The organism is Thalassomonas sp. RHCl1, from assembly GCF_947387555.1.
In the GTDB taxonomy this organism is placed as follows: domain Bacteria; phylum Pseudomonadota; class Gammaproteobacteria; order Enterobacterales; family Alteromonadaceae; genus Thalassomonas.
On the sequence record NZ_CANDNZ010000001.1, the window covers coordinates 1291745 to 1317311 of the forward strand.

The following is a 25567-nucleotide window of genomic DNA, read 5'->3' on the forward strand; positions in this document are numbered from 1 at the left end:
CGGCCCGGGCGAAAATCAGGTCAGGCTGGTGAAGATCACCGAAATACCGCTATAGTTGATCCTGTCATCCGGAAAAGTCATGTTTTTCAATAAAGTACCATTGGACTGATAATGATACAAATGATTGCCGCTGGACAGGTACAAGGTATTATCAGGCCCGGCGGCAACCGCGTTGATATCAAAGCCGGTATTGGTAAAGGACAGCTGTTTTAACTGCAGGTCGCGTACGGTAAAGCCTTCCTGGGAGCCGTTATAGGCAGCATAGACCCTTTGGCCGATCACGCTGACATCGGTATAGTTAATGGAGTCATCCGGGAACACCATGTCCTGTATCAGGGTGCCGTCAATATTGTAATGGTAGATATGGTTGCCGGCGGCAAGGTAAAGATCGTTATTGGGGCCAGCGGCAATGCCGTTGGCCTTAATGCCGGTGGCGAAAAAGGAGATTTGATTTAAGTCCAGATCCCGTACCGTGACCCCTAACTGGGATCCTTCATAAGTGGCGAATACTCTGCTGTTGGTGACGGCAATACCTGTGTAGTCAATACCGGCGTCGGGAAATGCCATATCTTTGATTAACTTGCCATCAAGATCATAGTGGTAGATGTGGTTAGCAGAAGGGAGATAGACATCATTATTGGGACCGGCGGCGATGTTTTCAAAATTAAAGTCGCCGTTGACAAAGGATTCCTGCTCTAACTGCATGCTGCGAACCGTAAAACCTCTTTGCGAGCCGTTATATGATGCCAGTACTTTATTGTTAATCATTATCCATTCCTTTTATTAATAATTTTTATTGCTATTGCAACGATATGTATATTAAATCCTTTTTTTAAGTTTTTAGTATCAGTTCGGTATCAAGCCGGTATCAGTAAGCCGGCGCTTTTGACGGTTTGGCTGCAGATAAATTTTATGGCCGGATTGTTGGCATAAACCTTTCTAAAGAAAATAAATTTAAAATTATTTTGAACTAATTTAAGGAGCCTCACTCTTATTAACCGAGAGACTTTTATTTCCCTTAGTGTTTCATGTTTTGTTTTATGTTTGACAGAGCGCGTTTAGTTAACGCGCTTTTTTTTTGCCTGTTTTTCAACTCCATCCTTTAGGCGCAACCGCCTGCTAAAGTCCTTAAAATTCAGTAGCAAATACTTAATCAAAAACTGCTTTATTGATGTGGCGGCTTTAAATTTTTAGTACTACGCTTTAGCTGATTGCTTTTCTTATTATCTGCCGATGCTTCTCTAATGTGGGGAAAAAGGTAGTTATCTAAAAGATATTTTAGCGGCTTCAGTGAAGTGAACCGGTAACCGATGTTTGCGCCATAAAGCGGATTTATTGTTGTCTTTTGCTTTTGGCGACAAGGGGCTAACAACGGCGGGCAATCGCGTTAAGTATTCATCAACGGTAGAGCGAAAAGGCTCTGCTCATCAAGAAAATAACAAGGGAATGAACTATGGCTACCTACCTGCATCCTGGTGTTTATCTCGAAGAACTTCCTAGCGGTTCCAGACCTATTGAAGCTGTAGGTACTTCGACCGCCTGTTTTATTGGTTACACAGTAAAAGGTCCTATGGACACCCCCACGCTGATCACTTCGTGGAATGAATATGACAGCCTGTTTGGCGGTTTGCAAGAAACGGAAACAGCGGTGGCAGGGGCGGCGGCGCCGCTCGGGGATGCCATGGGCTTTAGCGTTTATGCCTTCTTCCAAAATGGCGGATCCACCGCCTATATCATTCGCTCAGCGCAAGCGGCCAATGCCGCCACCGGGGAATTGGGGGCATCGCTGGTGACCTTTACCGCGGTCAGTGACGGCGATGCCGGTAACGATATCGTGGTGCGTATCACCGAAGACGGCGGCACCTTTGATGTTCAGGTGGGTACCGGCACAGGCGGCGGTTTCAGCGCCGATGAAACCATCTCCAATGTAACCTTTACCGCCGGCGCTGATTTTATTGAAACCCGGGTGGCAAGCGAGTCGAGCATAGTGACGGTTTCCGTGGCCGATGCCACCGCCGCTGCCGCAGAGTTCGGCGTCGGTGAAACCGAAGAAATTACTTTTAATGGCGGCCTTGATGGCGCTGCGGCAGCGACCGGCTCCCTGGTCAGCGGTACGCCTTTGGTGACCTTTACCGCTATTAATGAAGGCACCTGGGGAGATGACTTGGTGGTGGTTATCTCCGAGAGCAACGGCGACTACACAGTAGCGGTGGGAGAGGGCACAGGAGCAAATTTTGAGGCGCTGGAAGAATTTGAAGATGTCTCGTTAACGGACACAGATGCCGGTTATTTGCCCAATAAGATCAACGATATTTCCGAGCTGGTGACCGTAGTGGTTGACGATCTCGCCGGCCTGGTGACGGAAGTAGGCACAGACAACAGCGAAGAAATCACTTTCTCTGGCGGCAATAACGGTTCTGCGCCGAGCCTGACTGAATATACGCCGATATTTAATCAGTTACTAAAATTCCGCGACATCAACATGATTTTGCTGCCCGGACTTTACTGGGATATGACAGACGCCGGCGCCAAGCAGGCAATCATCAATGCCGGTATTGCCCATTGCGAAACCATTAAAAACCGCATGATCCTGGTGGATCCCCAGCCGGGAGACGAGCTTGATAACGGCAATGAAGTCAAAGCACTGAGCCTGCCCACCCAAACCTATGTTGCCACTTATTACCCCTGGGTGCTGGTGAGCAACCCCGCTTATGATGTCGATTTAAACCCCGGGGCGTCGCAAAAACTGCTGGCGGCCCCGTCCGGTTTTGCCGCCGGACTTTGGGCGAAAACCGATGGCCGGCGCGGGGTATGGAAAGCGCCTGCCGGGGTGGAATCGGCGCTGTTAGGGGTGGCTGAGCTGGAATTTAAGGTGGAAGATCCGGAGCAGGATTATCTCAATCCCTTAGGGCTTAATGCCATACGTAAGATCCCCGGTTATGGTCCCGTGGTGTGGGGCTCGCGTACCCGGGCCACCAAGAGTAATCCCGAGTGGCGTTATGTGCCGGTGCGCAGGACGGCGATGTTCATCGAAGAAAGCCTGTACAACGGTATCCAGTGGGCAGTGTTTGAACCTAATGACCACAGGTTATGGTCATCCTTGCGTATCAATATTGAGTCCTTTATGAATGGCCTGTTCCGCGCCGGTGCTTTCCAGGGGGAAAAAGCCTCCGATGCTTATTTTGTCCGTTGCGGCCTCGGCGATACTATGACCCAGGGCGATATCGACCGCGGACAGGTGATTGCCGTCATCGGCTTTGCACCGCTTAAACCGGCTGAGTTTGTTATCGTGCGCTTACAACAAATCGTCGGACAACAATAAGGAGAAATATTATGGCTGCACCACAATTTTCAGTGAATTCACATAGACATGATCCTTACCGGACTTTTAAGTTTCAGGTGCTAATCGACGGCAAACCCGTGGCCGGACTTAAAAAAATGGGCGCGTTAAAGAAAAAGGTCGAACCGGTGAAATGGCGCTCTGCCGGCGATCCCAATTTTGAACGCATTATGCCCGGCGGCACTTCCTATGAAGCGGTCACCCTGGAGCAGGGCCTGACTCATGATCCTGTATTTGAAAACTGGGCCAACCTGGTGAATAACATCGAAGGGGATGCCGGCATGTCCCTCAAAGATTTCCGTAAGGACATCGTGGTTAATGTCCTGAATTTACAGGGGCAGGTGGCGATGTCCTACAAGATCTTCCGCGCCTGGGTCTCGGACTTTCAGGCCTTGCCGGATTTGGATGCCGGCAGCATGAATGCCGTTGGGATCCAGACCATCACCTTGCAGCACGAAGGCTGGCAGCGTGATACCAGTGTTGCCGAGCCGGCTGAGACCTAACGGACAGGCACTGTGGCGATGTTATTACCCGGTGGTCTCTGGCATGAAGGACAAAGGAAAAGAGATTTTGCCTTTAAGCCGGTAACCGGGGCGCTGGAGTTTGGCATTGCCGAAATTGCCGGTTTAGGGTATGCCATGCCCGAGGCGGTGACTAAGATTCTGCAGCTGGCGCTGGCGCAATTAGGCGGTGAAGCACCAACCGGGCAGCGCATAGAGGAACTTTGTATCGCCGATCGCCAGTTTTTAATGCGTGAACTGCAGTTACATCTGGGGGACAGTGAAACCTGGTACAGCCAGCGATGCCGCCATTGCAATGAATCGTTTGATTTTGAACTCGATTTAAGAACATTGCCGGTTGCCGAAGGAGATGAGCATTATCCTTTTGTGGAAGTCGAACTGGATAAACTGGAAGTTCGCCTGAGGCTGCCGACAGGATGCGACCAGGCCATGCTTGCCGATAAAGAGGAAGTTGAGATCCCCGCGGTGTTGCTAAAGTTATGCCTGCTGACCCAGAGTAAAGAAGTTGATGTTGATGCTTTTATCGCGGGTTTAACGCAAGAGGAAGTGGCCAGTATCGAAAAAGCTATGGAACAGGCTTCTCCCGGTATCGTGACGGATGTCCAGGTAAGCTGCTCAAACTGCAGCAGCATTAACCCGGTTTATCTCGACCCTTATCGTTTGCTTAACCGCGGTTATGGCACTTTGCTGACGGAGATCCATTGCCTGGCCAGGGCATATCACTGGACCGAAGAACAAATTCTGGCGCTGCCGGTGCAGCGCAGGGCAGCTTATCTGACTATGATAGATGCGGACCGGGGCATGAGTCATTAAGCGAAGAAACCTGCCTGAGGGTAAATCCGGGCAATAAAACGACTAAACTTTAAGCAGTGTAAGTAGTCCAAATAAACATCCGGCTCGGCTTTTTTTGTAAATAAGCACGAGCCAAAATGAAGGAACAAGTGAGGAAAGCACGTGGGATTTTTTAGATCCGTCTGGCAAGATGCACAACCCGCCAAGCGCCGGGTAGCAGCCGATGTTGTCGGCGCCGCTTTATCGGGCAAAGCCGAGGGTGCCCGGCAGGATGTCAGCCAGGAGTTTTCCTCAAACCGAATTCAGGAGGCGGACCATGCCTTGGATACTAGGCATCAGCAAGTGAGCGGCCCAAGCGTCGCGTTGGATTCTGCTTCGGTAGAGTCTGTTGTTAGTGCTGAAAATTCAGGGCATGGGCCACAAAAGGTGTCGCAACAGCAGGATTCTGTATCTCTCGGGACAACCGATAACGGGCGCACAAGTGCCTTGGTTGAAGAATCGCTGCCTGTAGACCCCATAGTGACTGAGCGAATAGCGCCCGGTCACGTCTTTGATGATGTTTTATCATCCGTGAATTCTGTGAGTCTTAAGCATGGCCTGGTAACGGGTGAGGATATAAATCGAGCAGCTTCTCAACATACTGAAATTCGAGTGCCAGAACAGTCTAGTTTCGTACATGCAGCTTCTGTCTTTTCTCGTGATCTTATGGATCTTTCGGTTAGAGTGGGTGAACGTAATTTTCAACATGATTTTGGTGATCTGGATACGAGTCGGGTTTCGGGTCTCGACACCCCTTCTGAATACCACTCCGGGGACAGTGCGGCGCTAACGCCGTCTGTCCCTTTTACTGCGCAAATACAGCAAACAGCAGGCGAAAAACCAATACCGACAAGTGACGGCCGGGATACGGATAAGACCAAGCCTGGTTTTGCACAAACAGCACAAGCGTCGTCACTACTTGCAAAAAAAACGGCAGAAAAAGCTGGCAACAAAGTAGTAGAAAAGGCACCGGAAAAATCAGGGGAAGAAGTGTTGTCACCTGAGCTTGTTTCCCCCGAGTCGGAAGTTGCCCCGCGAGAGCCAGATCCTGATGGGCCTGTGCTCAGTGAGCATCAGCGTTACCTGCAAAGGCAAAAGCAATTTCAACAAGCTAAGCAGCAACAGCTGCAAACGCCTTCTATTATGCCGGCTGCTAAAGTACAGACAGTTGAGCAGGAAAATAAAGAAGCAGATACCTTGCAAAGCGCAGTTGATACACAGCCGTTAACCCGGGACAGGCCGGTAGCGGCTTCATCGCAGGATAATGCCGCTCCGGCAGGTGCAGATCAGGCGCTGGCTGCTTTTAATGCCCTGTCGGCCCTGGCAAAGCAAGCCGGGAGCAGAGAGCAAAAAGTCAATAAAACGCCGGATCGCAGTGTCCATATCGGGCGTATCGATGTCACGGTAACGGCAGATGAAGTGGTGAAAAAAAATGTCGCCGGGCAGCCCGGGACATCCACTACCGGTTGGGCCAGTCGCCATTATTTACGCAGGGTCTGACAAGCCTTAGCGGGGAATTGAAACGTTTCACAATAATGAATTAGCAGTTTAATAAAATATAACAACAACTTAAGGATAACAACGCTGTTTGCGGTCGGCGCTTTGTTTAAGGATAAACCCTATGCCGGTTATAGCTTCATCGTTGTCACAAATTTGCCGCGAACTCGCGGATCAGATGGGTACTGCCATTAACAGCGGTGACGACTCAGAAGTGACTGTGATGGTAGGCAATCCCCAGGATGCTGTGCCTTCCGGGTCTAATTCCCACCGGGTGAATTTTTTCTTCTACCAGTTCTCTCCCTTTGAATTTGATGCCGATGCCTTACCCGGGGAAACCGGGTTTATGCGGGTGAACTGTATGATCACCCCTTTTGGCGTCTCTGAAGATTCGGTCGGTGCCGGTGAGCATGATTTGCGGATTTTAGGGGAAGTGATCCGCATTTTTCAGGAGCAGCCGGTATTCTCAATAACGGTCAATAGCCAGGCCTACCATATACAAGTGATCATGCAGCAAATGGAGGTGGAACAAACCAGCCAGCTTTGGGGCACCCAGGGAGATGTGGTGTACCGGCCTTCGGTGATGTATGAAATTGCCCTGGCGCCTGTGGTGCCCGATGAAGCGGCTGTGTTAAGTCCGTTAGCCGGCAGCCTGGGGCTGGAAATACAAGCGAGCTTAGCGCAAAACGAGCCTACGGTTACCCCGGTATCGCCGACAGTGCCGGTTACCGAGGTGAATACCGGGATCGAAAGCTGGCAACCCCGGGTATGCTTGGTGGTTGCCGGAAGTTGTCATGAAAACCTGTCTTTCGAAGTCGGTAGTCCGGAATTGGCGGCCTTGAGCGCTGAGGTCTGGATCGCCGGAGACATTGGCACGACCGTGGATTTGCGCTGGGATATCTGGGATAACGTCAGCGGCTGGGAAACCTTACCGGCTTTTGCATCTCCTGTGATCGCCCATGACACCATAGACCCTGATTTGGCCGGCAGCGCTACCACCACGGCGGTGGCTTTGCCTTTTACCGATCACGGCGGCCAGGCGGTGTTATATGCGGTGCGCAGTTATGAGCGCGCCGGTGACGGGGTGGAAATCACTGTGCTTAGTAACCCCTTGCTGATCAGCTTGTATGAGTAAGCCGATGAATATTGCCAGCCAGCCACAAAATGAGGTTTCCAACTCCCTGGTTACCCATGCCGAGCCTAATGCACGGGACCAGGCTGAGACAACCCAGTCTCATCCGCTGGCCATGCTAACACCGGAATGGGAGCGGTTGCAGTTGTTGGGCTACTGTCTCGGGCAATCGCGCCAGGGAAAAGAGATCCCGGAAGAAAAACTGCAACAGCTGACCGTGCTGCAGCAGGCGGTGAGGGCTTTACGGGGTAAACAGGGCTATTGGCATACCTTGCTGGAGCTTGAGTTGTCCGAGTTGGAAATTGACATTCTGGTATTTGCGGTGGGACCGCAATTTGAGCCGCGTCTGGGATGGCTTTATCAAAGCCTGGGCGGTGATAAAAGCGAGCCTTATGCCTGCCGGGCGCTGATCCAGGAGTTTCTGGCAATGGAGGCACACGGCAGCGAAACCTTGATCCGCCTGTTAGGTGAAAGTGCGGCGCTGAGGAAAAATCGCTTGCTGCTACTTGAAGCAAATGATCCCTTTAGCCCGATAAAACCCGAGCCTTCGCTGGTGGCCAGGATCCTCGGCCATGACTATGAGGAAAGTGCTCCTCCCGGCACCACCCGGGTCAGGGCGCAAGCGACCTGGCAGGATCTGGTGTTGCCGGAGCAAACCCAGACCATGCTGCATGAATTTTTAGCCTGGATCCATCATCAGGATAAAGTTGTCGGTCAGTGGGGCGGAAAATGTATCGGCGGTCCGGTGGCCTTATTTGCCGGGCCTTCCGGCACAGGAAAAACCCTGGCCTCCAGTGTGATTGCCAGCGAATTAAACTGGCCTTTGTACCGGGTCGATTTAGGTCAGCTGGTGAGTAAATATATCGGTGAGACGGAAAAGAATCTTAACAAGCTGTTTAGCGCCGCGCAAAACCGCAAAATGGTACTGCAGTTTGATGAAGCCGACAGTTTGTTCAGCAAACGCGGCGAGGTTAAAGATGCCCGCGACCGTTATGCCAATATGGAAGTCAGTCATCTGCTGACCAAGATAGAAAACCATTATGGCCCCTGTATTTTAACCACGAACCTGCGTAAACAAATCGATCCGGCGTTTGCCCGCCGCTTCCAGCTGGTATTGGAATTTCCCCGGCCGGATAAAAGCGCGCGCCGGCAATTATGGCAGGTGATGCTGCCCCCCAGGGCGCCCCTGGCGGCTGAGGTTGATTTAGAGCTGATTGCCAAATCCTGTGCCTTGTCCGGCGGCCATATTCGCAATGCCGCCCTGCATGCCTGTTACCTGGCGGCGGCAGAGAAAACCGAGGTCGGTCTCGGGCATATTGCCACTGCCATATGGCGGGAGCTGGCCAAGGAAGGGCGGGAGATCTCACCGCGGGAAATCGGCGTGCTGGCCAAACATTTACCGGAGGCGGTTTATGCTGGTTCGTGATTTTCTTATCAATAAAGTTGTTATGAATAACTTAAGTCTGCACTTAGGAAAAGAAAACGGAGTGAATTTATGATCACCCTGGATGCGTTGAATTTACATTTGCCCTCGGGTATGCAGGAGCGGGCCCCCACCATAGCCCGGCTGATTGCCGGACAACTCTCCCGGCTGCAGGGGGAGAGCAGCGAGCAGGTGTGCGGCAATATCAGTCAGTTAAATATCGGCGCGCTGCATATTCACCGCAGCTTTTCCGATGCGCAAATCGCCCAAACCATCGCCAGTGCCATTAATGAAAAAATACAAGATCAACTGACGGTAAAACCCGTGGAAAAACTGCCGGTAGCCAATAAACAGCCGGTAGCCAATAAACCGCCGGGAGCAGGTTCCAAACCAGCAATGAAAAGACAGGGAGGCAGAGCGTGAGTTTCTTAAAAGGCATGTTGGTGGAATATGCGCTGTCGATACCGCCGTTGGTGTTGGTGTTTGACTTTAATCCCAAGGAAATCAGCCGTACCCGGGCGATCACTATCACCGCAGGTTCGACTCCGGCCACCCGCGGCGGTTATGACTTTACCCTGCCGACGGAAACCAGCCGGGTCTCCCAGGGGGTCTCGGTACAGCCGGAAAGTTTTAATGTCGATATTCTAATCGATGCCACCGACCGTATGAACGACAACCACCCGATCGCCACTACCTTAGGCATAGAGCCTGAGCTGGATACCTTGCGTACCATGGTCGAGCCCAAGGCCCAGGGGCCGGGCGGGGTACAGATGCTCTCAAGCCTGGGGCTTGGCGGCACCCGGGCCTTTGACAGTTCTGAGTCGGCTTCGGTGATCCTCTTTATCTGGGGTACCCATGTGCTGCCGGTATTTCTAAAAAGCATCACGGTCAAAGAGCAGGCGCACCTGCCGACCCTGATCCCCTACCGGGCAACGGTTACCTTGTCGATGCAGGTTATTGAAAGCAACAACCCCTTTTATGAAGTGGAAAAAATCCGCCAGGTCATAGGCGCAGCGGTTAATACCGGCCAGACCGTGGCCTCTGCCATAGGGAGCCTGTTCTGATGTTTTTGAAAGGATCGCGTTATGAAAATGCCAGCTTGTTTTATCCGGATGAAGACGGGGAAGTGGTTTTTGACGGCGTACGCGCCCGGGAGATAGGCAAGGCTACCGGAGTGATAGAGCATATTATCAGGGAAGGGGACCGCCTCGACCTGCTGGCCCGGCATTATTACAACAACGACAGGCACTGGTGGCGCATTATTGATGCCAATCCGGAGATCATGTTTGCCACCGACCTGTTGCTCGATGACTGGCTGGGACAAACGATTCTGATCCCCAAAATTAGGGAATAGTCAGGGAATAATTAACCAAGGGAGCGTGTTTAGTTTATGGGATTGTCGGTATCACTGAACATTTTTGGCGAGAAAACCCGCGAGCCCGGTGAATGTATCGTGCTGATGGGGGTGGCAGAAGAGGAAATTGTCGACTTCTATCCTTTGTTGATGGAATTGACCATAGATGCCAGCCGCAGTGAAGCCGCGGTCGCCAAGCTGATTTTTGAAGGGCGTCGTGACGAGCAGGGTAAGTGGATTGTCCAGGACTCGGGCATTTTCAAAGACTGGGAGCCGATCAAAATTAAGGTGGCGTTCGGCGATAAGGAAGAGGAAATCATGCGCGGTTATGTGCGCTCGAGCAAGCTCGAATATCCCACCGATGCCGGCAGCGCCAAGGTCACCATAGAGTGTCAGGACGACTCCTACCGCCTGGACCGCACCCACAGGAACAAGACCTGGGGGGAGGATACCCCGAGCTCGGATGCGCAAATCCTGCAGGAAATCGTGTTGCCCTACGGCCTGACCTTAAGCGGCGATAACGGCGCCGGGCAAAGCGGCATAGAGGTTAACCAGAATGGTTCGGATATCGCCTTTTTAAAAAGTCGCGCCACGGAAAACGGCTATGAGCTGATTTTCTCCCAGGGGGAGGTGTATTTCGGCCCGATGCAGCTCGAAGCTGAGGCCCAGCCCAATATCATGGCCTACGCCGGGCGGGAAACCAACTGCATCAGTATTAATGTCAGTACCGACAGCCATCAGCCGGATGCGGTGGCCTTTGACGTGCCGGATGAAACCGGGGACGGCTCTACCGAAACCCTAGTTGAGCCGGACTTGTTTGTGATGGGACCCGAGCATGCCAGCAGTGCGGATTCCGGATTGGAAGATTTTATCTGGAAGATGAGCGGGGAAACCGGTAGTGACGCCGCCGCGCTTACCGAGAAGGCGCAGCAAAAGGCCAATGAATTTGATATCAAAAAAGTCAATGCCACCGGAGAGCTTGACGGCATGCTTTACGGCAATGTGTTAAGGCCGGGCTTTCCGGTCGGGGTCGACGGCATAGGGGAGCGCTATAACGGCACCTATTACGTGGATAAGGTGGTGCATAAATTTACCTATGAAGGCTACCGGCAGAATTTTACCCTGCTCAGGAATGCCTACGGAGACAATCTGGAGTCTGCCGGCGGCTTATTGGCGGGGATTTTATAAGGATTATTTTGGGGTAAGTATGGAAGAGATAGTCAGACAGTTAGCACAGCAATCTGCCAGGCAAAATTACGGCAAGCACAGAGCCTTTGTCGAGGATAACGCCGACCCGGAAAAACTCGGTCGGTTAAAGCTGAGGATCCCGAGCCTGTTGGGAGAGCAGGTAACCGCCTGGGCGCTGCCCTGTCTGCCGTTTGGCGGGCTGGCGGATCAGGGCTTTTTTGCCGTCCCGGATGTCGGTGCCCAGGTGTGGGCGGAATTTGAAGCTGGCGACTTGTCCCGTCCCCTTTGGGTCGGGGTGTTCTGGCAGGCCTCGGGGGATGCGCCGGCGGATTATCCCAATGATGAACCCACCACCCGTATCTGGAAAACCACCAAGGGGCATTTCCTTGAATTTGAAGACGGCGATGATGAAGAGCAAATCAAGCTCGAGCATTCCAGCGGCTCGAATGTCGTGCTCGACCCCGAAGGCAGCATTGCGCTGACGGACTCCGGCGGCGCCAAGGTGACTTTAGATGCCGAGAACAACCAGTTGGTGATTGAAGACGCCAACGGCAACAACCTGACCATGACCTCGTCCGGCACCACGTTAGAGGATGCCAACGGCAATAAGATCGAAATGGCTGCCAGCGGTATTACCGTTAAGGGCCAGCAGGTGGTGGTGGAAGGCCAGCAGGTGATGCTCGGCGGTCAGGGGGGCGAGCCGATTATCAAGGGGCAAAGTTTCCTGACCCTGTTTATGACCCATATGCATACCACACCGGTGGGACCGACTTCGCCACCCGTGCCCCAGGGGGAAATGAGTACTTTGTCCATGAAAGTGATGACGTCTTAAGGAGCGAATATGGCACAGCGATTAACGGATCCGCCTTATTTGAAATTTCCGCTGCGTATCAACGGCGGCCCCAAGCTCGCCACCCGGGCGGAGCATATCCGCGGGCAAATCGAGCAGGTGCTTTATACCCTGTCGGGGGAGCGGGTTTTTCGTCCGGAATTTGGCGCCGGGGTTAAGGCCTTGGTGTTCGAGCCCAATGCCTCTGCCTTATGGCAGGTTACGGAAAAACGCATCAGCGCGTCCCTGATCGAATCCCTGGCGGGGGAAGTTGAGCCCAAGTCCATCAAGGTTACGGTGGAAGGGGATAATGAGCGGCTGACCATCACCATCGCCTATGTGCTTGCCGCCATAGGGTTTGAAGATCAGCATCAATTTACGTTTAGCGCAGGTAGTTAAGCTTATGGCCCAGAATCCTGAAATTGAACTTGTCTACGCCGGCGCCTGCCCCGACTGTGCCACCCGGGTAGCGGATCTGCCGCAAAAGCTGCCCCGGGTGGGGGATGACTTTGACTGGCTATTAAGAGATTACGACGGCTTTAGGTTGTTTATGCTCGAAGAGCTGGTGGCCAAATATCCTGAGCGTACCCGTTGGACCCCGGCGGATGTGGAAACCGCTCTGGTGGAAGTGATGGCGGATATACTCGACCGCTTATCCGACAGTGTCGACCGTGTCTTTGCCGAAGGTTTTCTGGAAACGGCGCGCCGCCCGGAATCTGTGCGGCGGTTATTGAAATTTATCGGCTATGACATTTTAACCATTACCAGGGAAAAAAGTGAGCCGCCCTTTGATGTCCCGGCTCATGTCGATGATCAGCGCAGCGACGAGCAAAGGTTCGATCAGTACTGGCTTGATAATCCCACCAAGATGGAGGCGGCGCGTTTTGCCGGTCCCAGGGAGATCCAGACGCAAAAACGTATGGTCACCCTGGAGGATTATGTCAGCCGGCTGCAGGAGCATCCATTGGTGCTTCGGGCACAGTCCTGGCAAACCTGGGGCGGCACCTGGCCGGTGATCTATGTGGCGGTGATCGCCTGGCAGCGCAAGGATATAGACGATACCCAGGATCTGGAGTACCCGGACAATATCATTGAAGAAGTGGCAGACTTTCACCAGCACCGCAGCCTGGCCCTGGTGGACCTTACCCAGGGGCCGAGCATACGTTCGGTATTGCGTCCCTACCTGGATGCCTACCGTATGGCGGGGCAGGAAGTGATTTTACAAAGTGCGGTGGAGGTGGGCATTTCCATTTCCATTTCCATCGAGGTGCGCAGTAACTATTTCAAATCCGAATTGCGTAGGGCGGTGGAGCAGGCGCTCAGCACCGAGCCCGGCGGCTTTTTCGAACCGGGACGGCTACGGTTCGGCGAAGATCTTTATGCCGGCGATTTGTTTGAAACCTTGATGGCCATCGACGGCGTCGACAATATCTGCCTGAACCGCTTTAAACGTATCGGTAAACGTTTTGCCGACCAGGCGGACTTTGGCCGCATCAAGCTGGACGGGCTGGAAGTGGCAGTGTGCGATAACGATTTGGACAATCCCGCCCGCGGTTATTTCCGGTTGAAACTCAACGGCGGACGTAAGGGTTAAGATGATGAACAAGCAGGCACTCACTAAGGTAAAAACTAAGGTAAGAGCTAAGGCAACAGCCAAGGGAAAGCAAAATGGATAAACTGGACCTCACCCGCTGGAACCGGGCCGGGTTAGCCCGCTTCCGTTATATTGACGGCAATGCCGCCACTTATCTGGAGGACATCCGTTTACGGCTGGAGCAGGAGTTTACCGACTGGCCGGCGGTGAACCTGGAGATCAATGAAGATGAAAGCCAGTCGGAGAAGCTGGAGCGCATCGAAGAGTTATATAACGGCGAAAGCGATGATTTATTATGGAATATTTCCCGCAGCTTTTCCCGCTCGGCTCATGTGCTGACGGAAACCCTAGATGCCTACAGTAACGAGGCTAAACTTACTACTGCCAACCAGTGGGATTCGGTAAGAAAAATGGTCTCCATGCTGGACTATCATCCCCATCCTCCCGCCTCGGCGTTTACCTCCCTGGTGTTTCAGGCCAAGGGCAGCGGCACCTTGGCAAGCGGTTTCCAGGTCAAACACAGCCCACAAGACGGCAGCGCGCCTGTGGTTTTTGAAACCCTGGAAGATATGGAGCTGGCAGCAGAGCTTAACGAAATCCGTCCGAGAAATTACGACCGCAACATGAATTACCTGTTCGGCGGTGAGCTGATCCTGGACCAGGCCCTGGATGATCTGGCTATCGGCGAACCCCTGGTGCTGGAAAACGAACATAGCGGCGATGTTAAAGCCTATTTTATTGACGGCGTCCGCCTTGAAGGGGAGCAAACCCGCATCAGTGTGACGCCAAACCTGTCGAGTACTTTCCAAAAAGGCTATACCTGGGTGCACCTGCTGCCGAAAGAACGCCTCGACCCTTTATCGCCTTTAACCTCGGGGGCCCAGGTAGGCAAAAGCCTGTACCTGACCACCACCACAGATCTCACTGCAGGTGAAGTGGTGTTGATCGCCACCACAAGCAAAAAGCCCTATTACCGCCGCCTTAAAGCTGTTGAGCAGACTAAGCTGGGTTTTTATAACAATGTCGGCGAGCTGGACCTGGTGAATGCTACCGTGTCCCGTCCGGTGACTGTGGCGGTTAACTACCAGGGAGAGCGTAGCACCAGCGGCAATGCCGTGATCCATACCCTGTATATTGCCGGCGACTGGTCGTATCTTATCGGCCAGTGGCTGTGTGATATCCGCCGTCAGGGAGATAATGTTTATCTGCCCCTGTACCAGGTGATACACACTAACTACCGTCCTGTGGGTTCAGACCCCGGCGAAGGGGAAACCGCCATAGACACCGCCGAGCAGTTTTCCGATTACCTGCTGGCTGCCCGAAGTCCCGATGGCCTGCTTAAAGAAGGTTATACCGCCATCACCGTCGGCTGGCACCGGGATACCGACGGTGTGTCCGGCAATAGCGACTATTCGTTAGACAACCCGCAATCTTTGCAGGTACCCGCCAATATGGCCGGCACCTGGCAGTGCGATCCGTTTTTGCAAAAAAGCAATGACGGCCACCTTCCCGATACCCTGGTGACCAGCCAGCCGAAAAAAACCACCGCAGGCGATTTTGCGGTGTTAACCCGGGCGGGTCAGATGGCCTGGTGCCGCCTGAAAACCGTCAGCCTGGATATGGATGCGGAAACTGCGGCCCTGGAAGCAGATAACGGCTGGCAGGACAGGGGAGGCGGCCCCTTTTACCTGGCCCAGAGCCGGGTTTATAGCCAGTTTAAAGAAAAATTGCGTCTGCTGGACTGGGAAATCAATAAAACCGCCCTGACCGGCAATGAAATCCCGTTAACGGCTATGCCGTCGGCGTTAACTAAAGGCCGTAATGTTATCGTGCAATACGGGGAAGATTTGTATTATAAAACCAGTATCCTGGATACCCATACGGTAGAAAAAGACAATGCCGTCAGTGTTACTACCAGCCCGCCTTATGCCACCCTGAGCGAGGCCTTGCCGCAAACGGTACAGATTAATGATGTCATCCTCTGCGCCAATGTTATCAGCTGTGGCCATGGCGTGACCCGCAATACCCGGGTCCTGGGCAGCGGCGATGCCACCAAAAACAACCAGAGTTTTGTTTTTGCCGTGGACGATCTCTCGTTTGAAGCCGACAGCGATCTCGCCAGCGGCGTGCGTGCCGCCATTGCCGTCCAGGTAGGGGACAGGACCTGGCAGCAGGTGTCCAGCCTCAAAGATTCGTTAGCCACAGACAGTCATTATACCGTGAGGATGACGGAAGATAATTTTATCAGGATCACTTTCGGTGACGGCAAAAACGGCCGCCGTGCCCCCAGCGGCAGCAACAACATCCGCATCAGCTATCGCCAGGGAGTCGGCACCACAGGTAATTTAACTAGCGGCAGTTTAATCAAGGCGGTCAAACCCCATCACCTGGTGGATGAGGTCAGCCAGCCGCTGCCTGCCAGCGGCGGCGGAGATATGGAACAGATGGCGGCATTAAAAACCAATGCCCCGGCGGCGCTGCTGACCCTGGCCCGTTGTGTGTCCCTGCGCGACTTTGCCCTGCTGACCAAAAACCATCCCAGTTATGCCCAGGCCAAGGCGTTTTCCCTGAAAACTGGTTTCGGGCAAAGGGAAAATATTGAGGTGGTGGTAGTGCCCGCCGGCGGCGCTGCCTTAACCACAGACTTGCAAAGCTCCCTGGTGAGTTTTCTCCAGTCCCATGCCTTGCCTGCGGTCAGCATCAGCGTCAGCGCCTATGAACCGGTGATCGTCAGTTTCGATATTACCGTGCGGGTCGACAGCTCGGCTTATGATACCGACAAGGTAACGACAGAGGTGTTTTCAGCCCTGACCGCTGCGTTTTCCATCGACCAGCGCGAGCTGGGGCAGGCCTTGTACCGGGGAGAATTATATCAGGTCGTGGAAGGCATCAGCGGCGTGGAAAACAGTACCTGTGAGTTGGTGTTTGATGCTACCGGGCAGGTGTTTAGTAAAGAGCCGAGGATAGCCAAGGGGGATAATAATATTATCCGGGTGATTTTCCCCAGTCCCCGGCAATGTATCCACCTGGATGCGCAGCTGCCTGTGATCAATATCACGGTAGAAGAATATGAACTTTAGGCCGCTGAGAGTATGGGCAAGAAAGAGCAAGGAAATAAATGATGGCAGCACATAAAACGGATCTGGGAGAGCAGCTTTACCAGCTCTTGCCGTCGGTATTTAGGGAGCGGGACAATACCCGGCGTGACGGGGATAATAACATCGTCGAAAAAGGCGATCTCGCCAAATACCTGCAGGCCAACGGCGACTTGCTGACGCAGATTTATTACACTGTCAAACAGCAGCTCTATGATAACTTTCCCGATGAAGCAGGATTGGACAACGAAGGCCTGGAGCAAAGCTGCCAGCCCTGGTTATTACCCTATTTTGCCGACTTGCTTGATGTTACCCTGGTGTCGCCGGACATTGCCGGGCAGCGCTCAGAAGTGGCCAATGCCATTGCCTGGCGGCAAAGTAAAGGCAGTCTGCCTTGCCTGGAAGATATCTGCGAAGCCGTGGGCCAGTTTGAGGTGGAAATCCAGGAAGGTTATAAGCGTATCGCCACCACAGCCAGGATAGGGGATCCCCTATTGCCTGCTATTTTGTTCGGTGCAGACCAGGCGCTGGATAGCCAGTTGCCCGGGGCAGAAAAGGCGCGTCACCCTGGCCTGCCTTATGTTACCGTGGATTTCAGGTATGCTTCGCGATCGGCTTTATGCGATGCCAATGACCCGGCGGCGATCACTAGCAATATAGATAATAGCCAGGTTAATTGGTGCCAGCAAAACCATAACGGCGTGCCCTGTTTTCCCGGCAGTTACCAGGATGTCAGCAAGCGCACCGTCGATTTTCGTACCCCGGGACCGGGGGCAAGCGCCGCTTTTATTTCTGCCTCAGGCACTACTTTGGATACTTATCAAACCGCCCGTGCCAACAAGGGCTTTTTCCACCCGCGCAAACTGCTGTGCTACACCCCTTTGCAGCCAGGCTTTTTCAGTAAAAATCCCGTCAGCATCCACTGGTCGAGTATCGAAAACGAAGAAAATTATCAGGATGACAATATCCACATAACCACAGGCACTATCGAGTGGAACGACAAACAAGTGCCCCATTACCGCTTTTTGGCACTGACGGATAAACCGCTGAAACTTCGCGGTGTAAAAAGCTTTGACGAAGAAGCGGTATACGAATTTGAAAATATCTGGCTGGAAAATACCCTGACCATCAAAGATGGCCAGCTGAAACTAACCGGCTGTGCGGTACGTAAACTGATCGCCAGTGACCCGGAGAAAGATGTGCCGGTGCTGGACGCCAAATCATCGCTTATCAAAACCATAGAGGTGGCCAGCGGCATGATACAGCTGGAATATTGCACTGTGCTGGAAGTGATCCTGGCGGAGGTAGTGCTGATCAGCGACTGTATTTTATTAAAGCGCATCAGGAAAGACCGTGTCGATATGGATCCGCCGGAAAAAGGCTGTATCCGCTTTAGCCGCTTTGAGCCCCAGGCATTTAACGTCGGGCTGGATCCCCAGGATGAGCAGTTGTTGGTGAACCTGGGCAGCTGTACCTCGGATAATCCGAATTTTATCAATTTGACCTTCGGCGAGCCTGGCTGCGGCGTACTGTGGGCTAACAGCAGCGAGAGCATTAAATACGGCGCCGAGGACGGCGGGGAAATGGGAGCCTATCATGACGACCTGATGATCCTGAAGCAGGACGCCGTGATAGATAAACTGGCGGACTTTTTACCCGTGGGCTTTGAAGCCGTGCTGGTAAGCGATGTCAGCCTTAACTGCGCTCCGCCGCAAAAACAGTCATGAACTTAAAAACAGTCATGAACTTAAAAACAGATATGAATTTAAGCGATGGACAATATTTTTTATGAACAAATACTTTTAAACCAAATGGCTATGGGAGAAAAACAATGAAAACTCAGATTGCTAAGGATAGCCATCAAGCAGCTAAACGTTATTCATCCGTCTACCAGCAGCAGGGGCGGGCGGTGCTCGACAGCGATGTTAATGAGCTGTCGGATATCGTCAAAACCCGTTTGGATGATGCCCTGGATGATGCCATTAAAAGCGGCGCGCCGGCAAGCGGCGGCCTGGCGATAAATAATGACTTTACCATAGCGCCGGGCAGGCTTTATGTCGACGGTATTCCCGCCGAGGTGATAAGCGAAACGGCGGTGGATTTTATTGCCCAGACGGATCTCATTAACCCTCAGGCGCTACCCGCTAACGATTACCTGCTCTATGCCGATGTCTGGGAGCGCAGCGTCACCAGTTTGGAAGATGCGGCCTTGCTCGACCCCGGCCTGCACGGCGCCGATACCTGTACCCGCAGCCAGACCATGTGCCAGGTGAAATGGGGTGCCACCAGCCTGGATGTGATGGATGAAGCGCAAAACCCCAGCATAGGGGACGCGGAGCTGAGTCTGGCGCTGCGCACGATTTTTGTCAGTGAAGATATCTGCGATCCCTGTTCTATTAAAGTCGAGCTGGACGAGCGTATCGGAAATTACCTGTTCAGGGTGGAAGTACATGAAGTCTACAACGACGGCGGCGAAGATTTTATTATCCTGAAATGGTCGCGGGATAACGGCGCTGAGCAGTTTGTGACCGGGGAGGAGCCCGCCGGTTTTACCTCGGGGGATTTTGTCTACGAGTTTTTCGATGAGGAAACGGAGAAAAATCTTGGCAACCATTTTATGGGCGTCAGGGCCAAACGCGGTATTCTGAGTGATAGTTATACAGTACCGGTGGCGCCGGATGAAGCCAAGGATTATGTGCGCCAGTGGGACGGCTATTGTACCATCAACCTCAGCACTGCCACTTTGGTTTCCGGCATAGACCGGGGTACCAGCTTTTCCGATGCGGTGAACAGCGATGCCCACGGCTATTTTGAAATAGGCACGGACTTTAACGTTAACCTGGAATTATTGCAGCTGACCTTGGTCTTGAACGGTAACCGTTTTGTCGCCGGGGACTTCTGGTTTACCCCGGTGCGCGAGGCGGTCAACGAACCCGGCGATTATGTGCTCGGCTCCGAGGTGCAGGGGGAGCTGCCAAACGGTGTTAAACACCATTATCTGGTGCTGGCGACCGTCGACGGTGCTGGCGTACTGGTGCCGCAAACCGACGCCGAACACAGGCAGTTTCATTTTCCGGCCTTGACCAACATTATGGCTTCAGATGTTGGCTTTATCGAAGATTGTAATAACCTGTTCCATGGTGCGGAAAATGTCCAAGAGGCCCTGGATGCCCTGTGTGATATCGGCGCCGAAGATATCGCTTATGTCACTCCCGGGTGTACTACGGATACTGTGCTTGCCTATTTCAGTACCTTAGCCGGCTGGTCGGATTTAGACAATGACGGCAAGACCTCGGTCAAGGACATGCTTGATGCCCTGTTTTGCAATTTAAATGCATCGACTTTGCCATATCTGATCCCGGATTGCGGCACCGCCGCCGACCCCAGCGTGCGCTCCTTGTTGGGCTTACCCGGCAATGATATCCAGCCGCTGAATGTTGCCATCAATGCCCTGTTATGTAATCTCAATGCCGCGACTTTGCCCTACCTGGTGCCTGCCTGCGATACCAGTCCGACATTGCGCAGCTTGCTGGGCCTGACCGCGTCCAATCAGGCATTAAAAGATACCTTAGATACCATTTTGTGCGGACTGCGCGCCGACACCATCCCTATGAACCAGGACGGCACCTTGTGTCCTGATTTGCAAGCTGCGGTGACGGTACAAGAGGCGCTGCAAATCTTATGCGAGCGGGAGGTGCAGGCTTCGGGGGGCTGCTCTATTGCTATTGACGGCATTGAGCGCACTTTGGATAACGAGCTGGCGGATTTCCAGGGGGATGCTGAGCGCACTTCTATTTGGCTGTGTTTGCAGGCTTTTGACCACCAGGTGAACAACCCCGTTGCCATTAGTGCTAAGGACACGGTAAAAATTATCGGCAGCGGCACTCAGGCCAGTACAGTGCGTTTTATTGACCAGGCCTGGACCATCAGTGCAAGGGAAGTGATCTTTCGTGATATCACTTTCATCTTTGAAAGCGGTGATGCCAATATGCAGCTTAACGCTGATAATATTGTTATTGAAAACTGTCAGTTTATCCGTGCCAGCGGCGCGCCGGATGTGGTGCCTGTCATTAATCTCTCTGCCCCGGGGGAAAGTGCTAATCTGATATGGAACGGCAATATTCTCAGCGCTACCTATACCCGGCTGATTTCCAATGTTAACACCAGTGATTTTACTTCGGGAGATATCGCCAGTAACGAAAATGTTGTGACCCTGGTAGACAACTTGCTCGGCGGGCAGTTCAGCAAGTATAGCGTGGAATATGATCAGGCGGTGCTGGCCTTAGCGCAGGAAATCGATGCCTTACCGCAAGGGACGAAAAATAATTGGGCCGAGGCCATTCCCAGCCAGAGCATCAGCAGGATAGACAGAAGCGGACGTACCAGGACAGTGATTATCCGCAATGTCTCCAGCGAACTTGCCAGTGAATCTGTGACTAGTCTTAACCGCTTTTCGGATAATTTTACCGTGGTTACCCCCGGGCGGCGCAGCCAAACTATCAATGCCTTTTATCAAAGCCTGACCGACACCAGCATTACCATAGATCAACGGGTGACCTTGATTGATGATTTTGTCACTTTTGCCACCGAGTCCGGCTTTACCCATGGTCTGGGTCTGGCGGACAACACTATGTCGGCGCAGATCAGCGACAGTAACTTTAACAGCCACCTGGTGCTCAACAGTGCATTAATTGACGGCGGCAGGCCGTTGGCAGACGAAGACATCAGTCTGGGAGGCAATTTCTTAACGGCGCAAAATCAGTTACTTGCCAGTAAGAGCCGCATTTACCGCATCATTACTTTTATTGGCCTGGATGCCGCGGGAGGTCCGGCTTTACCGTTAAGCGGTTATGCCAGATGTGTGCTTTCGGATAATGAATTTACCGGTATGGATGAAAGTGTTTTAGCGGGCATAGTGCAGCTTAATAATAACTTTTTCAGCTCCCGCAATCCCACCGGACGTTATATGGAAATACTCGGGGTGAGGGTTATGATCACCCAAAATATTACCCTGGAGCCGGATGCCACCATACATTTTCGCGCCAGGGACGGAGCTATCACCAGTGACAACATGGGAACGGTTTTCTCTTAAAGATGCTTTGCCGTTATAAGTTTGGCTGACGCTATCGGGGAATCCGGGCGATCGCGGGTGTGGTAGATATCGACTATTGTTATTGTCTGAATCATGAGCAGGGAGAATGAACTTATGTACTGTTTTGCTTCATCAAAGCACTTAGATAAAACATCCCGGCGTAGCGGCGCCGCACCCGGCAATAAGCCGTCTGCTTTTGCCGGCAGTCAGCGCTTGAAAATACGCGAAGCCCTTGCCGATAATGCCGGGCAGGACAGCGCCGGGGTGGTACAAAGGCAGGAAGCGGCGCAGCGACAGCCAATGGAAGAAGAGGAAGAGATGCTGCAGGCGAAATACCCCGATGGTGGGGGGTTACAAGGGCAGCATGGGGAAGTCGCGCAGCGCCAACCCATGGAGGAAGAGGAAGAATTACTCCAACCTAAGGGCTGTGATGAGACACAGGCGCAGCAGTATAAGCAAGAGGATCACGGCGTCGGCACGGCCATGCCGACATCACTGCAGGCGGGTCTGGAAGCATTAAGTGATGTTGACCTTTCCGGCACCCGGGTGCACAGAAATTCAGCCAAACCGGCCCAGGTCAATGCCCTGGCCTACACCCAGGGGCAGGATATTTATGTCGCCCCGGGGCAGGATCAGCATCTGGCCCATGAAGGCTGGCATGTGGTGCAACAGCTGCAGGGGCGGGTAAAACCTAGCCGTGAAGTCAACGGTCAGAGCATCAACGATGATGTTGCCCTGGAGCATGAAGCGGATGTGATGGGAGCAAAAGCGGCCAACATGTCTTTGCCGGAAGCAAAAGAGCAAGCTTCAGCAAGTACCGCGGCCCCGGTGGCCCAGCATAAATGCGAGCAATGTGGCCTGGAGGATGACGCTATCACCCAGACCAAGTCGGCGGCCCATATTACCACGGGAGATCCCAGGTTTAAGATCGACGGCTTTACTTCGACCCGCGGCGTTTCCCTGCCAACCAGCATACAAAGACAAAGCAGTGACGATGATATCGGTGAGCAGGATCCGCAAAAAAAAGCCGAATATGACTCGCTAAGGCCACAGGAAGGCGGCGGCTCTGCTTCCGGTGCGGCGACCGCGGTCGGCGGGGGCGCAGAAAATGAAGCGCTGCAGTTAAAAGCCAGTGATGTCAAACAAAGAGTGACTTGTACTTCCGCCAATACCGGGGTCGGCAACAACGCCTTGTCTTTTGCCGAAAGAAGCCGGGAAAGCTGGCGCAGCCATGTCACCTACCGGGCGAATATCGATCACAGCAATCACCATCTTAAGGTCAGGATGTATGTCTTTGCCAAGGTGTATTACGGTTTATGGGTTTCCTGGGAACATATCCGCTTTAATGCCACGGTAGATCTCACCTGTCAGGCATCGGGCAGTAGCTGTGAAATTGCCGCCAATGAACGCGGCGGCAGTGTCTGGGATCTCAGCCATAGCCCGGCCGCCGGGGCTATTGCCATTCAAACCGACCGCAGGGCTAGCGGCTCGCAGATGGCGTTAACCGTCAGGGTCGGCGGCTCGGTGGGCGCCAGCGGCAGTGTCAGTGCCGGGGTCGGTTCGGCTTCTGCCGGGGTGTCTTTCCCGGATGCTTCCATCTCCCATAAGATGTCTATGGGTACCTTTATTTATACTTGCCGCAGTTCATAAACGTCGATATAGCAGGATACATACTTCTATGTATCCTGCAGGTTCAAGGATGAATAAGTGTACGCAATCAGGCGTTATTTTTTGATTTACGCAATGCCAGTCCGATAAAACCTAAACCAAAGAGCAATAAGGCAGAAGGCTCTGGCACGGTAGCGGAAGTAAACTTGAAGTTGGCGCCGAAGTTACCGCCGTCAAAATTGTTCCAGTGCTCTGTAGGTAGGGTAAAGCCATTGTTATATAAAAATAAGTTCTGGTTGAAAGTAATTTCACTGGCGGTAGTATAGCTGCTGCGTGCTGCGCCGCGGTCGGAATTATCCGAGAAATAAGCTCCCACCACATAGCTGCCGGCATCGAGGGAAAAACTGGGAATATCAACCCAGCGGAAACTGCTGTCTAACGTGGCACTGGTGCCGCTGCCGACGATTGCCGAGGTCAGCAGGGTACCGTCCAAGCCCCAGATACCTACAGCATGCTCTTCCCCCAGGCCATCGCCAAATTCATCCCATACCCCCAAACTGTTTACCTGGATATCTGTTGAAGTGGAAAACTCCCATCCTATGGTGGCGCCGGGCCAGATCCAGGCATCCGTTGGTTCATCTGGAAATCCCAGGGCCATGGTGGAGGCTAACGCCTGATGAGCTGTTAACAAAGGAAGTAGCAGAGTGACACACAAAACCGTGATTAATTTTTTCATTATAATTAGTCCTTTAGTTGAATTCCCTCTTTTATGAGGCATCAAGGTTGAGGCATAAAAAATGCCAGTTTATTAAGTAGTTGATTGGCTGTGTGTTTTTTGTGCAGCTGAATCTGAAAGTGTTAAATTTGTAAAATAATTAGACATGGATTGTGTGGTTTTTGATCGCATTCGTCTGTTTCAGCCTGCTTCCAAGGGCGTTTAACTCTGTCCATTGCAGTGGTAACAGTTGCTTTTTTTTCAGTATAAACAGCCTGCTGTACTATATTTAATTATGGTTAACGGCTATGTTCAGCTGAATGCCAATCGGGTATCGCGGTTATTGCCACTTTTTGAACTCAAGTTCGGGATCAACAACAAGGTAAAGGGATATGCCGGAGTTTCTCTATAACAACAAAACCGCGCATCAGCGACAGGAGCGCTCGGGCAGGCAAACAACTTGGGGACATCAAGGCAATCCGGGCCGTTATTTATCAGCTTTAAGCCGGGCGAATGACGGCAAAATAAGGCACATCCTCAGGGCTTCTCCGGCGGCTGTGCCAACCTCATCCGGCCTTATTCAGCGTCTTGCTGCCCCGGGGGCGATCAGTGTCTCTCCCTGCAGCACTTTACCCAGGCAGATATTTAATCGCGGCGGCTGTGGCGGCGGCAGTGACTTTACCCATAATGATTTTCAGTCACTCTCCGGTGTCGGTGCTGCAGGGCGGGCACTGGTGTGGCAGGCGGACAACCTTTCCATCGATTTTCGCCTGCGCAATGATATGCGCCTTGAACTGGGGTTACTGGCGGGATCTGAAGGCTGGCGTATGGTGGATCATTTTACCGGTGGCAGCGGCACAACCTTAAGCCACGACAATAGCAGTACGCTGGGCAGTGCTGCCCTGAGCTCAGCCACCTTCACCCGGCTCAATACCGCCACAGTGACCGCCATCGAAACGGCATTAACGGCGATGGCTGCCAGCGGTGTGATTGACTGCAATACCTTATCCATTGCCGGCGTTAGCCTGCCCGGGGTAAGCTTTAGTTTCTCAGATGGTTTTGCCCTTAAAGGCATTATCGGCGGTACCCAGGGGCTGCGTATCCGTGTTACCAGCCTGGCGGTGGATCCCGTAAAGCGTACCTATGATATCGGTTTGCAATACCTGATTTGTGACGATTTCGGTGTAGATACCGCTGATCTCTACTCCCCGGCGCTGGCTGCCTTTTGGGTGCTGCAACACAGGCGTGCAGGCAATTTACCCTTTATCAACGAGTTGGATTTAAGCCATTCCGCCAGCGGCAGTTTTTAATGCTGCAGCTTCTAAAGTCGCTCACTGGCATCTTGCCT

At 52.8% G+C, this 25567-nt stretch carries 20 protein-coding genes; 18 read left to right on the plus strand and 2 right to left on the minus strand.

What is annotated here, in order from left to right; genetic code table 11:
* Positions 1-15 precede the first annotated feature (15 nt).
* Complete coding sequence (locus tag QL234_RS05650; protein WP_281556854.1) at positions 16-768, minus strand: hypothetical protein; 753 nt, start codon at positions 766-768, stop codon at positions 16-18.
* Between the two features lie 685 nt (positions 769-1453).
* On the opposite strand from QL234_RS05650, the gene QL234_RS05655 reads away from it, so the two are divergent.
* From QL234_RS05655 to QL234_RS05735, 17 genes are all read left to right on the plus strand, one after another.
* Complete coding sequence (locus QL234_RS05655; RefSeq protein ID WP_281556855.1) at positions 1454-3322, plus strand: phage tail sheath C-terminal domain-containing protein; 1869 nt, start codon at positions 1454-1456, stop codon at positions 3320-3322.
* A gap of 11 nt (positions 3323-3333) precedes the next feature.
* Positions 3334-3843 carry a phage tail protein gene (locus tag QL234_RS05660; protein ID WP_044832413.1) on the plus strand — a complete coding sequence of 170 codons (510 nt, stop codon included), beginning with the start codon at positions 3334-3336 and terminating at the stop codon, positions 3841-3843.
* 18 nt (positions 3844-3861) lie between these two features.
* Positions 3862-4674: a hypothetical protein gene (locus tag QL234_RS05665; RefSeq protein WP_281556962.1), complete on the plus strand. Its 813-nt coding sequence runs from the start codon at positions 3862-3864 to the stop codon at positions 4672-4674.
* 141 nt (positions 4675-4815) lie between these two features.
* Complete coding sequence (locus tag QL234_RS05670; protein ID WP_281556856.1) at positions 4816-6192, plus strand: hypothetical protein; 1377 nt, start codon at positions 4816-4818, stop codon at positions 6190-6192.
* Between the two features lie 121 nt (positions 6193-6313).
* On the plus strand, positions 6314-7324 hold the full coding sequence (locus QL234_RS05675; RefSeq protein ID WP_281556857.1) for a Pvc16 family protein: 1011 nt from the start codon (positions 6314-6316) through the stop codon (positions 7322-7324).
* Positions 7317-8747, plus strand: coding sequence for an ATP-binding protein (locus tag QL234_RS05680; RefSeq protein ID WP_281556858.1), 1431 nt, complete (start codon positions 7317-7319; stop codon positions 8745-8747). The genes QL234_RS05675 and QL234_RS05680 overlap by 8 nt, the downstream gene beginning before the upstream one ends.
* Before the next feature lie 69 nt (positions 8748-8816).
* A complete protein-coding gene (locus QL234_RS05685; RefSeq protein WP_281556859.1) occupies positions 8817-9167 on the plus strand; it encodes a hypothetical protein in 351 nt (116 codons plus the stop codon).
* Positions 9164-9808, plus strand: a complete 645-nt coding sequence (locus tag QL234_RS05690; protein WP_201777781.1) for a hypothetical protein — start codon at positions 9164-9166, stop codon at positions 9806-9808. Before QL234_RS05685 ends, QL234_RS05690 begins: the two co-directional genes overlap by 4 nt.
* On the plus strand, positions 9808-10098 hold the full coding sequence (locus QL234_RS05695; RefSeq protein WP_044832418.1) for a hypothetical protein: 291 nt from the start codon (positions 9808-9810) through the stop codon (positions 10096-10098). Before QL234_RS05690 ends, QL234_RS05695 begins: the two co-directional genes overlap by 1 nt.
* 36 nt (positions 10099-10134) lie before the next feature.
* A complete protein-coding gene (locus tag QL234_RS05700) occupies positions 10135-11286 on the plus strand; it encodes a hypothetical protein (protein WP_281556860.1) in 1152 nt (383 codons plus the stop codon).
* A 19-nt stretch (positions 11287-11305) separates the two neighbouring features.
* Positions 11306-12118, plus strand: coding sequence for a phage baseplate assembly protein V (locus QL234_RS05705; RefSeq protein WP_281556861.1), 813 nt, complete (start codon positions 11306-11308; stop codon positions 12116-12118).
* Between the two features lie 9 nt (positions 12119-12127).
* Complete coding sequence (locus QL234_RS05710; RefSeq protein WP_044832421.1) at positions 12128-12514, plus strand: GPW/gp25 family protein; 387 nt, start codon at positions 12128-12130, stop codon at positions 12512-12514.
* 4 nt (positions 12515-12518) lie between these two features.
* Positions 12519-13709, plus strand: coding sequence for a hypothetical protein (locus QL234_RS05715; protein ID WP_281556862.1), 1191 nt, complete (start codon positions 12519-12521; stop codon positions 13707-13709).
* A gap of 74 nt (positions 13710-13783) precedes the next feature.
* Positions 13784-16789, plus strand: coding sequence for a hypothetical protein (locus tag QL234_RS05720; RefSeq protein ID WP_281556863.1), 3006 nt, complete (start codon positions 13784-13786; stop codon positions 16787-16789).
* 38 nt (positions 16790-16827) lie between these two features.
* Positions 16828-18531: a hypothetical protein gene (locus QL234_RS05725; protein WP_281556864.1), complete on the plus strand. Its 1704-nt coding sequence runs from the start codon at positions 16828-16830 to the stop codon at positions 18529-18531.
* A gap of 104 nt (positions 18532-18635) precedes the next feature.
* The gene (locus QL234_RS05730; RefSeq protein WP_281556865.1) at positions 18636-21896 is read left to right on the plus strand and encodes a DUF6519 domain-containing protein; all 3261 of its coding nucleotides are present in this window, start codon (positions 18636-18638) and stop codon (positions 21894-21896) included.
* 114 nt (positions 21897-22010) lie between these two features.
* Positions 22011-23546, plus strand: coding sequence for a DUF4157 domain-containing protein (locus QL234_RS05735; RefSeq protein ID WP_281556866.1), 1536 nt, complete (start codon positions 22011-22013; stop codon positions 23544-23546).
* 67 nt (positions 23547-23613) lie between these two features.
* Here the strand turns inward: QL234_RS05735 and QL234_RS05740 are convergent, their stop codons facing one another.
* Positions 23614-24240 carry a PEP-CTERM sorting domain-containing protein gene (locus QL234_RS05740; RefSeq protein ID WP_281556867.1) on the minus strand — a complete coding sequence of 209 codons (627 nt, stop codon included), beginning with the start codon at positions 24238-24240 and terminating at the stop codon, positions 23614-23616.
* Positions 24241-24611: 371 nt separating this feature from the next.
* Between QL234_RS05740 and QL234_RS05745 the strand changes: the two genes are divergently transcribed.
* The gene (locus QL234_RS05745; protein ID WP_281556868.1) at positions 24612-25529 is read left to right on the plus strand and encodes a hypothetical protein; all 918 of its coding nucleotides are present in this window, start codon (positions 24612-24614) and stop codon (positions 25527-25529) included.
* Positions 25530-25567: the final 38 nt, after the last annotated feature.